Origin of the sequence: Limosilactobacillus kribbianus (genome assembly GCF_026413145.1) — a bacterium.
GTDB lineage: Bacteria > Bacillota > Bacilli > Lactobacillales > Lactobacillaceae > Limosilactobacillus > Limosilactobacillus kribbianus.
In genome coordinates this window covers 1-12,891 of sequence record NZ_JAOVYZ010000055.1, presented here as the reverse complement: position 1 = coordinate 12,891, position 12,891 = coordinate 1, and the positions used below count along the sequence as shown (strand labels likewise).

Here is a 12,891-nt window from a genome sequence, read left to right as displayed (position 1 = left end):
GATAAAATAGTGGTGCTCATCAAGGTCCTTCTTTCTAATGGATTGTACGGTAACACCATTAAAGACCTTGATGGGTTTTTCTGTCCACTTAAATGTTCAACTTAAATTTTACAATCTGCCATAAGCATTAAGGCGACAAAAAAGTTGGCTGGGGGAAATTCCCTCAGCCAACTTTTTTACTATTTCAATTTCATCTTTTCCAGCGGTACCAAATGCGTGTGGTGACGGAGCTTGTAGTAGAGATAGAAGAAGATGAAGAGCGGAACGGACATGTAGGTGATCAGGATGTTAGACCAGTCGAGCTTGGCAAAGGCATCGATGTTTTGGCCGGCAATCACGATCACGCAGAGGACGAAGGCGAAGATCGGGCCAAACGGGAAGAGCCCCGCGTGGTAATCGAGCTCATCTAAGGTGTGCCCCTGCCGCAAAAAGCCGCGACGGAAGCGGTAGTGGGCGATCGCAATCCCGAGATTCCATGAAGCCACCGAGGCTGGTGGCCGAGATCAGGTAGTTGTAGACGTTTGGGCCGATGAACTGCAGGGCCCACAGCGCCAGGCTGAGGGCTGCCATTGCCAGAAAGCTGATGATTGGCACCCCACGCCGGTTGACTGCCCGGAAGCCTTTCCAGAGAAAACCGTCCATCGACTGGGAGAAAAGAATCCGCGAGATCGCGTACAGCCAGGAATTAGCCGACGACAAAACGGCGATCAGAATGACGAAATTCATGATCCCGGCAGCATAGCGCAGCCCGGCATACTGGAAGATCAGGGTGAACGGACTGGTGATGATATCCTGAACGTCCGAACTCAGCAGGTTCTTGTTGGTGTAGGGCAGGATGCAGGCGATCACGAAGATGGTCAGAATGTAAAAGAGCAGGATTCGCCAGAAGGTCGCGTGAATGGCCTTGGGAACACTGTGCTTGGGATCCGCTGATTCACCGGCCGCGATCCCGACCATCTCGGTTCCCTGAAAGGAGAAACCAGAGACAACGAAGGCGCTGATGATCCCGGGGATCCCGTTGACAAACGGCGCCTGCTTGTAGGTGAAGTTCTTAAAGCCGGGGGCGTGGTGACCACCGACCAGGCCGAGGATCACCCCGATCCCGACGATCACGAAGATAATGACGGCCGCGACTTTGAGCAGGGCTAACCAGAATTCCGTTTCCCCGTACGCGCGCACGGAGAAGTAGTTAATCATAAAAATAATGGCAAATGCTAAGAGACTAAAGACCCACTGTGGCACGTGGGGGAACCAGAAGTTCATTACGATCCCAACGGTCGACAGTTCCACCGCCACGGTGATGGCCCCGCAGAACCAGTAATTCCAACCCATCGCAAAGCCAAGGGCCGGGTCAACGTAGCGGTTGGCGTATTCGGCAAAGGAACCACTGCGGGGGTTGTAGGTCGCCATTTCGGCCAGGCTGGTCATTAAAAAGAAGACCATCAGCCCCATGATGAAGTAGGCGATCAGGCTCCCACCCGGCCCAGCGGTTGTAATCGCCGAACCGCTGGCGATGAACAGCCCGGTCCCAATCGTGCCGCCCAACGCGATCATTGAGAGGTGGCGGGACTGGAGCGTGTGCCGGATGTGGCCTTGGTTGTTATTAGTATCCAAATTTATCACTTCCTCTTATAACTATAGATTTTAACGATTCCCTTACTTAATGTAAAATACTTATTTTATGATGGTTGCAATACGATTGGGGCATGGCTATTAGTATTCAATTTTCAGATCGATCCGCATCAGTGAAAAGTATTTCACATAGTACCACAATCCGGTTATCATGAATCTATATGGTTACAAGGGAGGGGAACTGAGATGGCAATCTTAAAACAGCTGCGGTGGTTTTTTCGCCAGCAGTGGCGACAATATCTGGGCGGAGTGATCGCCTTAATATTAGTGGCGGTTTGCAACGTGGTGCCGGCCCGGATTATTGGGAACGTGGTCGATGCCATCAGCGATCACCGGGTGGCGGCCGCCTGGCTGGCCGGTCAGCTGGGCATTATGATCGGCGCGGCTATCGTCCAGTACTTCCTGCGTTTTGCCTGGCAAAAACTGCTGTACGGGAGTTCTTATGTTTTGGAACGGCAATTGCGCAGTCGGTTGTTTCACCATTTTATGATCATGGATCCGACCTTCTACCAGCGCTGGCGGACGGGGGATTTGATGGCCCACGCGACGAATGACGTGGAGGCCGTGCGCCAGGTTGCCTCTTACGGGATCCTCACCCTAGCCGATTCACTGATCACCGGGGGTTCGATGATTATCGCGATGGGAGTCTTCGTGAGCTGGCCCCTGACGGTCATCACGCTGCTGCCGATGCCGCTGCTCGTCTTGCTGGCCCACCATCTCGGCAACAAGATTCATGACTCCTATGGTCAGGCCCAGCAGGCGTTTGGCCAGTTAAACAATAAAACCCAGGAAAGCGTCAGCGGAATCAGGGTCATCCAATCGTTGGGTGAGGAGGAAGCCGATTTGGCCGACTTCCACCACTATGTTGACCGCGCCCTGCACACCAACCTGCGCGCCTACTTCTGGGACGCCCTTTTCAACCCGGCAACGACCCTGATCATGGGACTGACCTATGTGCTGGCGATCGGCGTTGGCGGCTGGCTGGTTGGTCAGGGACAATTGACGGTCGGTCAGCTCGTTACACTGATCACCTATTTAGGCGAACTCGTCTGGCCGCTCTTTGCGATCGGGACGCTTTTCAACATCCTGGAGCGGGGCCGGGCCAGCTACGACCGGATCGATGCACTGCTGACGGAGAAACCAGCCTGGCTGCCTGCCAAGTCCGGGGCACGGCCTGCCTTTGGGGAAGTGGCGGTAGCCGTGGAAAGCTTTCAGTACCCGGATGGTCACCAGCCGGCCCTGCACAATGTCCACGTCACCATTCCGGCGGGAGCCAAGGTGGGGATCGTCGGCCCAACCGGCAGTGGCAAATCGACCCTGTTACGCTTATTGGTCCGCGACTTTGACCACTACCAGGGATCCATTGCCCTGGGCGGTCAGGACATTCGCCAGCTGCCGCTTTTGGATTATCGCCGCCAGATCAGTTACGTTCCCCAAACGAACTTTCTCTTTTCCGCAATCGTTGCGGAAAACCTCCGCTTCGGCGATCCGGCTGCTTCCGCGGATCGGGTTCGGGCGGTTGTTAAAGGAGTTGCCATGGATAACGAGATTGCTGGCATGGCTGAGCAGTACGATACTGAGGTCGGTCAGGACGGAACCAACCTGTCTGGCGGTCAAAAGCAACGGTTGGCCTTGGGCCGGGCACTGGTCCGGGATTCCCGCCTATTAGTATTGGACGATCCGCTCTCGGCCGTGGATGCTGAAACGGCGACCGCAATCGAGCAGCGACTGGAGGCCCGACACAACCAGACAATGATAATGACGACTAGTCGACTAAGCACGGCCACCCAGCTGGATTGGCTGGTGGTGATGGAAGACGGCACTGTGACTGGTCAGGGAAGGCCGGCGGACCTGCAAAAACAACCGGGCTGGTACCGGGACACGTTGCAAGAACAATTGCAACGGCAACGATTGGAGGCGGAGATTGATGGATAACCAAACCAAGCTGACGCGGCAGAAACAAGCTGTGGTTCTGCGGCGACTCTTCAAAGCGGCCCGCCCGTTCTGGTGGCAGTTTGCCCTGGCAATTGTAATGGCGGTCGCATTGAGCGTGGTTAACCTGCTCTTGCCGCGATTAATTCAGTACTACATCGATCACTACCTGCGTCACGGCCCGGTGCTGGTCAAGTGGATCGTCCTTTTTGCGGGGATTTACTTTGGCCTGACGATCATCCAGGCCCTGTTGCAATTCGTGGAGGCGTATAGCTTTGCGGTCGGTTCGGAGCGCACGCTGGAAAGCCTGCGTGAACGCCTGGCCCGGCACGTCTATTCTCTCGGCATCCGCTTCTTCGATGAAACGCCGGTCGGTGAGATCGTCTCCCGGGTCACCAACGATACTAAGACCCTCTACGACTTTTGGAACCTGATCCTCTACCTGGTTGTTGCCGTGACTGGTCTGGTGGCGGCCTTCGTGGCGATGTTGATGGTGAGTCCGCCGCTGGCCTGGCTGACCCTGGGCTTGCTCTTGGTCATCTTGCTTTTGACCCGTTGGTACCAAAAGCTCAGTGTACCGGTCTACCAGCGTGCCCGTGCCAGCCTAAGTCGGTTGAACACCCGCTTGAACGAAGCCCTGAGCGGGATCGAGGTCATTCAGCAATTCGGCCAGCAAAAACGACAGGAAGAGGCCTTTAATCAGGAGAATACCCATTACTTTGACCTGCGCAGCCGGCTAATCAACTACGATTCCTTTTTGCTGTACCCAATTGTCAGCTTGATGTTCATCTTGGCAGAAATTGCCACATTAGGATACTTTGGGGTTCGCAGTGAGCAGACGATGGTCGCCGCCGGGGTGGTCTACGCCTTCATTGCTTACCAGCAGAACTTCTTTAATCCGCTGAACCGGGTGATGGATAATCTTGCAACCTTTCAGGAGGGGATTGTCGCTGCCAACCGGGTCTTCACACTCTTGGATCGGCCGACGAGCCAGCCCAAGCAGGGGGATGAACCCTTAAAAATCGGGGCCGGGCGGATTGAGTTTCGTCACGTCACCTTTGGCTACGACCCGCAGCAGCCGGTGCTCAAAGATATTTCCTTGACGGTCGAGCCTGGCCAGACGGTGGCCCTGGTCGGCCATACCGGTAGTGGGAAAAGTTCGATTATCAATCTTCTGATGCGCTTTTATGAGTTTCAACGCGGCCAGATCCTGATCGACGGGATCGACATTCGCCGCTACCCGCTGCACGAATTACGTCAGCGCCTGGGGTTAGTCGTCCAGGAACCGGTCATTTTCTACGGAACGATTGCTCACAACATTGGGATGTTTAACGCTGAGGCAAATCCCGAGGTCATTCGGCAGGCGGCACAGGCCGTTGATGCCGATCGCTTCATCGAACAGCTGCCCCGGGGTTACCAAACCTTGCTGGGCGAGCATGGTGGCAATCTCTCCGTGGGACAGCGGCAGTTGATTGCCTTTGCCCGGGTGATGGCCCGCCATCCGCTGGTGCTGATCATGGATGAGGCCACCGCCAGTGTGGACGCCCACACTGAAAAAGTAATTACCGAGAGTATCGAAAAGATGAGCAGTCAACAGACCACGATCGCGATTGCCCATCGCTTGTCCACAATTCAAAATGCGGACCAGATCCTGGTGCTGCGTGACGGCCAGATTGTCGAGCGGGGGCGCCATGCCGAACTGATGGCCAGGGATGGCTACTACGCCAAACTGGTCCGGCTGCAGGAAAGTCAGGAAAAATAAAAAATCCCTTTACAATGACGGGACGGATATGTTAAACTATCAAAGTTGATTAAATATGACTCTGCCTAAGACTCAGGTGGCGTAAGCCTTAATGATGCCTGCCGAGGAAGAAATGCAAATTCCTTCTCTATGTCTGCGGTCATAGGGATTTTTTATTAAATCCGATCAAAAATACATTGCAGGAGGTGAAAATTCATGAGTGAAGCAGCTATTGCTAAGAAGGCTGAAATCGTTAAGTCCGTTCAGGGCTTACTGAACGATGCCCAAACAGCTATCGTTGTTGATTACCGTGGTTTAACCGTTGCCGAAGTTACTGACTTACGGAAGCAGCTTCGTGACGCAGGTGTTAAGATGTCAGTTATCAAGAACAAGATTCTTGACCGTGCCGTTGAAGGTACTGACTACGAAGACCTGAAGAGCACTTTTGCTGGTCCTACTGCTGTTGCCTTCTCAAACGAAGACCCAATTGCCCCAGCTAAGATCATCAAGAAGTTCGCTGATGACCACGACGCTCTTGAAATCAAGGGTGGCTTCATCGAAAAGAGTGTTAAGACTCTCGATGAAATCAACGAATACGCAACTATGCCAGGTCGCGAAGAACTGTTGTCAATGCTTGCATCTGCACTGCAAGACCCAATGCGGAAGATTGCCCGTGCTGTCAAGGCCATTGCCGACAAGGAAGACGAAGCCGCATAATTGCCGTATCTCGGTTCAATATCAATTTACAATCAATTACCTAAATATTGGAGGAAATAAACATGGCTTTTGATAAGGATGCTATCATTGCTTCATTAAAGGAAGCATCAATTTCTGACCTTAACGACCTTGTTAAGGCAATCGAAGACGAATTCGACGTTTCTGCTGCTGCTCCAGTTGCTGTTGCCGGTGCTGCCGATGGCGCTGCTGCTGCTAAGGACACCTTCACTGTTGAACTGACTGAACCAGGTCAGGCCAAGGTTAAGGTTATCAAGGCTGTTAAGGACATCACTGGTGTCGGCCTGAAGGATGCTAAGGACCTGGTTGACGGTGCTCCTTCAGCTATCAAGGAAGACGTTAAGGAAGACGAAGCTAACGACATCAAGGAAAAGCTTGAAGCCGCTGGTGCTACTGTTACCCTTAAGTAGTCAACATTCATTAATACACAAAAAGGTCGCCAATTTGGCGGCCTTTTTTGTATACAAAAAAACGGCAATTAAGCCGCTTTTAATCATGGAAATCAAAATTTTAATTAGCACCGTGGGTGAAGTCCACGACCATCCGGCCAACGATCTCGTCATTCTTCATCTCGTCGACGATGTCGTTGATCTCGCTGAGCTTCCGGGTGTGGACGATCGGGTTGATACCACCGTCAGCTGCCAGCTGGAAGGCTTCCGCCAGGTCCTGACGGGTGCCAACCAGGGAGCCAATGATTTCAATTCCGTCAAGGACGGTCTTGGAGATCGGCACGTCGATGTTGCCCTTCGGCAGGGAAACTGCGACAACCTTCCCACCAGCACGGACGGAGGCAATTGCCTGGTCGTAGCAGATCGGTGCGGTTGCGGTGACAACCGCTGCTTGAACGCCACCGACCTTGTCCTAAATTTCCTTGGCTGGATCCGTCTTGGCGGAGTTGATGATGATGTCAGCGCCTTCCTGCTTGGCGGACTCGAGCTTGGCATCGTTGATATCAACGGCAACAACGTGAGCCTTAAAGACATTTTTGGCCCACTGAACACCGAGGTTACCCAGGCCACCGGCACCGTAGATTGCGATCCACTGGCCGGGTCGGATTTGGCTGGTCTTGATTGCCTTGTAGGTCGTTACCCCGGCACAAGTTACGGAAGTTGCCTTGACCGGATTGAGCGCTTCGGGCACCTTAACGGCATAGTTAGCCTTGACGATGCAGTATTCGGCCATCGCACCGTCGACGGTGTAACCAGAGTTCAGCACATGCCGGCACAGAGCTTCATTTCCGCTGACACAGTATTCACAGTGACCACAGCCGGAATAGAACCAGGCGATTGAAACCCGATCGCCAACCTTGACGGAGGTCACGCCGGGAGCAACTTTCACGACTCGCCCGATTCCCTCGTGACCGGTAATCCGGCCGGGAACCTTTCCGAACTGCCCAGCGGCAACATGCAGGTCAGTGTGGCAGAGTCCGCAGTATTCGATCTTTACCAAAGCTTCGCCGGCCTTCAGATCCCGGAGGTCAACATCCTTGATGTCAAAGTAACCATCACAGGCATCACGTACAACAGCGGCTTTCATAAATAACATCTCCCATAACTACAAAACCACTCAAAGTAAAAAGATAAAAACATCAGATGAGTAAAATATCTTTTAATTACTTTACGCCCCTACTGTAGTTCGCTTATTCACTAAATGCAAGCGCTTTCCATAATTAATTTTATTTTTTAACTCAAAAAATTGCGGATTTGAACAGTAATTTGTCCAAATCCGCGATTAATTGATGACTCCGTTTAATTCTTGCTTAACTAATTGCATGATGCGTTGTGTGGTGCACATTCGTCATGTTCTTGTAGCCGAAGTAGAACTGCAGGGCAGCGACCACGATGTTCGCCCAGTTCATTGCGATGAACCAACCATCAATGGCGCTAGCGTCGTGGGTAACGCTGTAATATACCCAGAAGCCAATAACAATAGCACAAACGTTAATCCAAGCGAAGGTCTTTTGTAATTTTTGATCGTCGAGCTTAAACCACATCCATACCACATTGACGACAAACCAAATGGCTAAAACCCAAAATACAAAGTTAAACATAAGACACCCCTCCTTAGAATACATTTGAGAAAGATGATCAATGACCAATCTCATTGATCACTTTCTATTATAAAGAAAGCACAAATAATAGTAAGCGTTAATAATGTCGATTTGCCCAACACCTGCATAATCGTGCGATATTAGTCGTAAAATACATCGTTATTTTATTGTATCTTGTTAAAGGATAATTCAAAATAAACGGTTGCTTAATGAACTGATTTCCAATTTCCACACATTGCTACAATATAAGCACTCCTGTACAATGAAGGCGAGCATAAGAGAGCGCTTACCTGAGGGAGGGGAAGCAGATGCTATTTCAAGTTTATGGCGACCAGGCCGCCTGGCAGTTTCTTGGCTGGTTTCTGGCCTTTCTGGGGTTGATCGTCACCAACGAAATTGCACGGCGCAGCAAGCTTGGGTGAGTTTTCTTTTTCATCGTTTTACCGGTGATTTTGACCATTTACTTCATTACCATCTACGTTTGCGCGGCTCAGGGCCAGTCGTGGGCGCTGCACAACCAGACCTACGTTCACATGAACAGCTGGTTCCACTATGCCAAGCTCTACGCGGCTACCTTTGTCTGCTGTATAGCTATAAATGCCGCAACGCGGTAGCTGGCTGCGACGCGAAGCTAGCCTGAACGTTGATAAATCAACGCCCACCAGGATAGGCTAGCTCCGCGTCGACGGGGGTGGGAAGACGAACTCGCAGGCGAGTTCTTTCCCACTCCCTCCGAGGGCGTCTGGCTCTACGGTGGCTAGTGGAACGTGCTGAATGGCCTGGCCGGAATCATCAACGTCTTCTGTATGACCGGGTGGTTTGGCATTTATTCTTCTAAAGATGAGCACGACATGCTGTGGACGGACATGACCTGGCTCTTCATTCTGGCCTATGACGTCTGGAACTTCGAGTACACCTACGCGAACCTGCCGACCCACACCTGGTACTGCGGGGTTGCCCTTCTGCTGGCCCCAACATTTGCGGCGGCCTTTTGGAACAAGGGTGGCTGGATCCAGAACCGGGCCAACACCCTGGCAATCTGGTGCATGTTCGCCCAGGTCGTGCCGGAATTTCAGGAGACCGGTAAGTTTGCGGTGCTGCCGGTACTTTACAAGGACGGGGTGATGAACCCGGCTGTCCACCCAACCGCCGCGGATCCGCACGTGATGGGGATCATTGCCGTCCTGTCGATCGTGATTAACGTGGTTGTCTTTGCCATTATCATGAAGCGGGCAAAACAAACGCACACCAACCCGTACCTGCACCCAATCTTTGTCGGGACCAAGGATTACGAGGAAGCAATGGCACGGCGTTAATATTTAGGAATCGTTTGTTTAAGCTGCTGATGAGATTCATTGGCAGCTTTTTTATTATGCAATATTTGTTTACAGATAATACTATATAATATATAATATTAAATGAAGGAGGGGATCCTGATGAAAATCCAAATTACCGCCGATCTCCTGGATGGCATTGTGCTGGCGATCCTTGAACGACAGGATTACTACGGCTACGCGCTGACGCAACGAATTCAGGAAGTGATCACGATTTCGGAATCGACGATGTATCCGGTCCTGCGCCGACTGAAGAAGGACGGCTTTGTGACGACTTACGACCAGCCTTATCAGGGTCGCAACCGGCGCTACTATCAGATTACTGAAGAAGGAAAGAAACATTTAACCCGGGTTCGCAAACTCTGGAATGACTACAAGCAGAGTCTGGACCAGATCTTTAACCCAAGTGAGGAGGGGAATGAGAACAATGAATGAACGGGAGAAATACATTAGTGAACTGGCAACCTACCTCGGCCAACTGACCGAGGAGGAGCGCCAGGATGCCCTGGAGTTTTACGATGAGTTCATCGCCGATGGCAACCTGATAAGCCGGGGAGCCATTGAGGAAAAATTAGGGACGCCCCGGCAGCTTAGTCGAAAGATCCTGGCTGACTACTCAATTAAGGCCAATACCCGGTCAGCCATGAGGGGGCGGCCAGCCAGCACCCATTCCAGCTGGCGGGTCTTCTGGTGGGTTTTGCTGGCAATCATCGCTTCACCACTGACCTTTGGGATTGGCTTGGTGGCCATTGTGGTCTTGGTTGCTGCTGCGGCTTGCCTGATCGGCCTGGGAGCTGGTGCCGTGGCGGTCGTCGGGGCATTTGCTGTGGCAGCCTGCGCCACCCTCTATGCCGGGATCGGGTTGCTCTTTACCACCCCGATGGTTGGCCTCTTCTACCTGGGGATCGGCTTAGCTTGCGTTGGTGCCTTCATGATCTTCCTGCCGCTGCTTTACTGGCTGGTCCGCTTGCTGGCTCAGGCGGTCGCCAACTTTGCTAAGTTTATTTACCAAAAGATCCAGGCACGCAGGGGGGAGGCATAATCATGAAGAAAATGTTTAAGTTCGGCTGGCTCGTCCTGATTGTCGGTCTGGTGGCTTTGGCGATCGGTTATTTCAACCATGGTGCCCAAAACGTCACCTTTGAAAACGGCCGGCCGGTAGTGCAACGCCAGGCCAGTTGGAATTTGACCAACAAGCACTTCAACCGCGTTGACCTGGACGTTGATACGGCCAACGTGACGATCAAGCACGGCAATAAGTTTAAGGTTAGCTACCGGGGCCTGGACCGCAACAAGCCGACGGTGACGGTCAAGAATAAGACGTTGCGGGTCCGCCAATCCGGCACCCGCAGTTACAACGGCTTCAGCGTCAACGGCATCAGTGATCACCTGACGATCACCCTGCCAGATGATGCTCAAATTAAGAGCGGCCGTATTGCTCTCGATAGCGGCGAGCTGGCCATCAGTGGGGTTGACCTGACGAACGTCAAAGTAACTAACGAGAGTGGGGACGTTGACCTGAGCGACCTGACGCTGAATGGCGGACAGACCAACCTGTCTTCTGGTGAATTCGATGGGCACAGCTTGACGATTGTCGGTCACTATACCGTCCAGAATGATTCCGGCGACAATGACGTTCACACGGTCTCCGCGGACGGCTACCGCCTGAAAACCGACAGTGGCGACAATGAGGTTAATGGTCAGGACAAAGATGACCAGAGCATCGTGGAAGAAAACATGAACGCCGCCAACACGCTGGAGCTGATTACCACTTCCGGTGATAATGAATATAATGATTAAACGTAAAAACGAGGCTGGAAATTCCAACCTCGTTTTTTAGTTTCGCTCTTTGGCCTCTTTCGCATGCTGTGTGCTTGCTGCGGATTCCCGTTGTTTCAATGTTTCGGCAATTTCTTTGAGGTACTGAACCTCTGGACTTGGCTCCGTCAGCTGCTCTTCCTCTTGCTTATTCTTACGGAAGTGATTGATTCCCTTAATCATCAGGAAGACCACGAAGGAAATGATGAGGAAGTTGATAACGGCGTTGAGAAAGGCCCCGACCTTGAACTGGGCGTCGCCAATGTTCAGGATGATGTTGGATAGGTCGATCTTGCCGATGAAGAGCCCGATCAGGGGATTGATCAGGTAGTCGACCAGGTCTTTAACGATCGTTGTAAAGGCCGAACCGACGATTATTCCGACGACCATGTCGATCACGTTGCCACGGGAAATGAAGTCCTTGAATTCCTGAATCATTGAGACGCCTCCTTTGTGTCCGGGGGTAGTTGCTAATTTAATATTAGCAAGCTCGAACGGCGGTACCAATGGCTGGGGAGCGGATTTGGGATAAAATTAAAAAGCTTAAGGTAAAATACAAGGCGGCGCGGTGAGCTCAAACTCATTGCGCCGCTTGACAATTATTTACGTTGCTGGAGAGCAGTTTAACTGATTATTGTGCCATTAATTGCTTAGCAAAGTACTTCCGGAAGGCTTCGTCCCCCATCTCTTGCCGCTTGGCATAGAGGTCCTGGGCGGCCTTGCCGGTGACGTAGGTCATCCGGTCGGGGTCGTCATCGGTAACGGCCTTGTAGATATCGGCCACGGCCTCATCGACCTGTTCCATGTTTTCAATGCCATCGGGGATCAACGCCTTCAGCATGTTGGCCTGCATCGGGTTATTGGCCACCTCATTGGTATCCTCGTTCTTCAAGAAGGAGGTGTAGACGGCACCGGGGACAAAGGTCCGGACGCGGACATTGTATGGCCGCAGTTCGTAGTAGAGCGTTTCGCTCAGCCCGGTCGTCGCCCACTTGTCGGCGTTGTACATCCCCCCGAACGGCAGGGCGATTGACCCGGCCAGGGAGGTGGTGGTCAGGATCAGGCCGCCGCGCTTTTCCTTGAAGTGGGGAATGAAGGCCTTGGTAACCCGGGCCATCCCCAGGACGTTGGTGTCCAAGGAGCGCTCCATCATGTCTTCGGTCATATCCTCGAAATTCGTAGTCATCCCGTAGCCGGCGTTGTTAAAGAGCACGTCGACATCGTACTTCTTGAGAACATCCGCTGCGACCTGATCGACCATTGCCGGATCGGTGACGTCGAGTTGGTAGGTTACCAGGTTAGCCACGTCCTTGAATTGGGCCTGTTCTTCTTCTTTCAGCACCGTGGCGATGACTTGCCAGCCGTGTTGGGCAAAGTAGAGTGCGGCCTCGCGGCCCATGCCTGAGGAGACACCAGTAATAAAGATTGTTTGCATTTCGATCACCCTTTCGCTTTTGTTAAGGGTAGTGTAATCCCCCTCGGGTAACCCGAGGCAAGGGTAAAATAAAAAGGGAGTGGGAAAGAACTCCAATGTCATTAAGTTAAGAGCTTGACAATTAGTGGTCGGTTCTTACAGGATGTCGTTTGAAAAGTAATTCGTTAATTTTAAGGCCACCTAAGTAGTAATCGCGGTTACTAATTAGGTGGCC

12 protein-coding genes, 2 pseudogenes and 1 other annotated feature are annotated in these 12,891 nt (G+C 52.3%); of the genes and pseudogenes, 9 read left to right on the top strand and 5 right to left on the bottom strand.

The window, feature by feature from the left end; translation table 11 throughout:
• Positions 1-179: 179 nt before the first annotated feature.
• A pseudogene (locus tag OCT58_RS09095) lies at positions 180-1,554 on the bottom strand (amino acid permease).
• Between the two features lie 264 nt (positions 1,555-1,818).
• Between OCT58_RS09095 and OCT58_RS09090 the strand changes: the two are divergent.
• The 4 genes from OCT58_RS09090 to rplL all read left to right on the top strand — a co-directional run bounded on the left by OCT58_RS09090 (position 1,819) and on the right by rplL (position 6,450).
• Positions 1,819-3,567: an ABC transporter ATP-binding protein gene (locus OCT58_RS09090; RefSeq protein WP_267202544.1), complete on the top strand. Its 1,749-nt coding sequence runs from the start codon at positions 1,819-1,821 to the stop codon at positions 3,565-3,567.
• A complete protein-coding gene (locus OCT58_RS09085) occupies positions 3,560-5,326 on the top strand; it encodes an ABC transporter ATP-binding protein (protein ID WP_267202543.1) in 1,767 nt (588 codons plus the stop codon). The genes OCT58_RS09090 and OCT58_RS09085 overlap by 8 nt, the downstream gene beginning before the upstream one ends.
• Before the next feature lie 46 nt (positions 5,327-5,372).
• Positions 5,373-5,489, top strand: a sequence feature (ribosomal protein L10 leader region).
• 32 nt (positions 5,490-5,521) lie between these two features.
• Entirely contained in the window at positions 5,522-6,022 is a 501-nt protein-coding gene (rplJ, locus tag OCT58_RS09080; protein ID WP_267202542.1) for a 50S ribosomal protein L10, read from the top strand.
• Positions 6,023-6,084: 62 nt separating this feature from the next.
• On the top strand, positions 6,085-6,450 hold the full coding sequence (gene rplL / locus OCT58_RS09075) for a 50S ribosomal protein L7/L12 (RefSeq protein WP_267202541.1): 366 nt from the start codon (positions 6,085-6,087) through the stop codon (positions 6,448-6,450).
• A 100-nt stretch (positions 6,451-6,550) separates the two neighbouring features.
• Here rplL and adhP read toward each other — a convergent pair.
• Together adhP and OCT58_RS09065 are read right to left on the bottom strand one after the other, a co-directional pair.
• Positions 6,551-7,576 (bottom strand): annotated as a pseudogene (gene adhP / locus OCT58_RS09070) (alcohol dehydrogenase AdhP).
• 223 nt (positions 7,577-7,799) lie between these two features.
• Entirely contained in the window at positions 7,800-8,090 is a 291-nt protein-coding gene (locus OCT58_RS09065) for a hypothetical protein (RefSeq protein ID WP_267202540.1), read from the bottom strand.
• A 434-nt stretch (positions 8,091-8,524) separates the two neighbouring features.
• On the opposite strand from OCT58_RS09065, the gene OCT58_RS09060 reads away from it, so the two are divergent.
• From OCT58_RS09060 to OCT58_RS09040, 5 genes are all read left to right on the top strand, one after another.
• The gene (locus tag OCT58_RS09060) at positions 8,525-8,704 is read left to right on the top strand and encodes a DUF5692 family protein (RefSeq protein ID WP_267202545.1); all 180 of its coding nucleotides are present in this window, start codon (positions 8,525-8,527) and stop codon (positions 8,702-8,704) included.
• A gap of 153 nt (positions 8,705-8,857) precedes the next feature.
• On the top strand, positions 8,858-9,406 hold the full coding sequence (locus tag OCT58_RS09055) for a DUF5692 family protein (protein WP_267202539.1): 549 nt from the start codon (positions 8,858-8,860) through the stop codon (positions 9,404-9,406).
• 120 nt (positions 9,407-9,526) lie between these two features.
• On the top strand, positions 9,527-9,859 hold the full coding sequence (locus OCT58_RS09050; RefSeq protein WP_267202538.1) for a PadR family transcriptional regulator: 333 nt from the start codon (positions 9,527-9,529) through the stop codon (positions 9,857-9,859).
• Positions 9,843-10,466, top strand: a complete 624-nt coding sequence (locus tag OCT58_RS09045; RefSeq protein ID WP_267202537.1) for a DUF1700 domain-containing protein — start codon at positions 9,843-9,845, stop codon at positions 10,464-10,466. The genes OCT58_RS09050 and OCT58_RS09045 overlap by 17 nt, the downstream gene beginning before the upstream one ends.
• 2 nt (positions 10,467-10,468) lie before the next feature.
• Positions 10,469-11,224: a DUF4097 family beta strand repeat-containing protein gene (locus OCT58_RS09040; protein WP_267202536.1), complete on the top strand. Its 756-nt coding sequence runs from the start codon at positions 10,469-10,471 to the stop codon at positions 11,222-11,224.
• Positions 11,225-11,260: 36 nt separating this feature from the next.
• Here OCT58_RS09040 and mscL read toward each other — a convergent pair whose 3' ends face one another.
• Together mscL and OCT58_RS09030 are read right to left on the bottom strand one after the other, a co-directional pair.
• On the bottom strand, positions 11,261-11,680 hold the full coding sequence (gene mscL, locus OCT58_RS09035) for a large-conductance mechanosensitive channel protein MscL (protein WP_267202535.1): 420 nt from the start codon (positions 11,678-11,680) through the stop codon (positions 11,261-11,263).
• Positions 11,681-11,873: 193 nt separating this feature from the next.
• Complete coding sequence (locus OCT58_RS09030) at positions 11,874-12,677, bottom strand: SDR family NAD(P)-dependent oxidoreductase (protein ID WP_267202534.1); 804 nt, start codon at positions 12,675-12,677, stop codon at positions 11,874-11,876.
• Positions 12,678-12,891 lie beyond the last annotated feature (214 nt).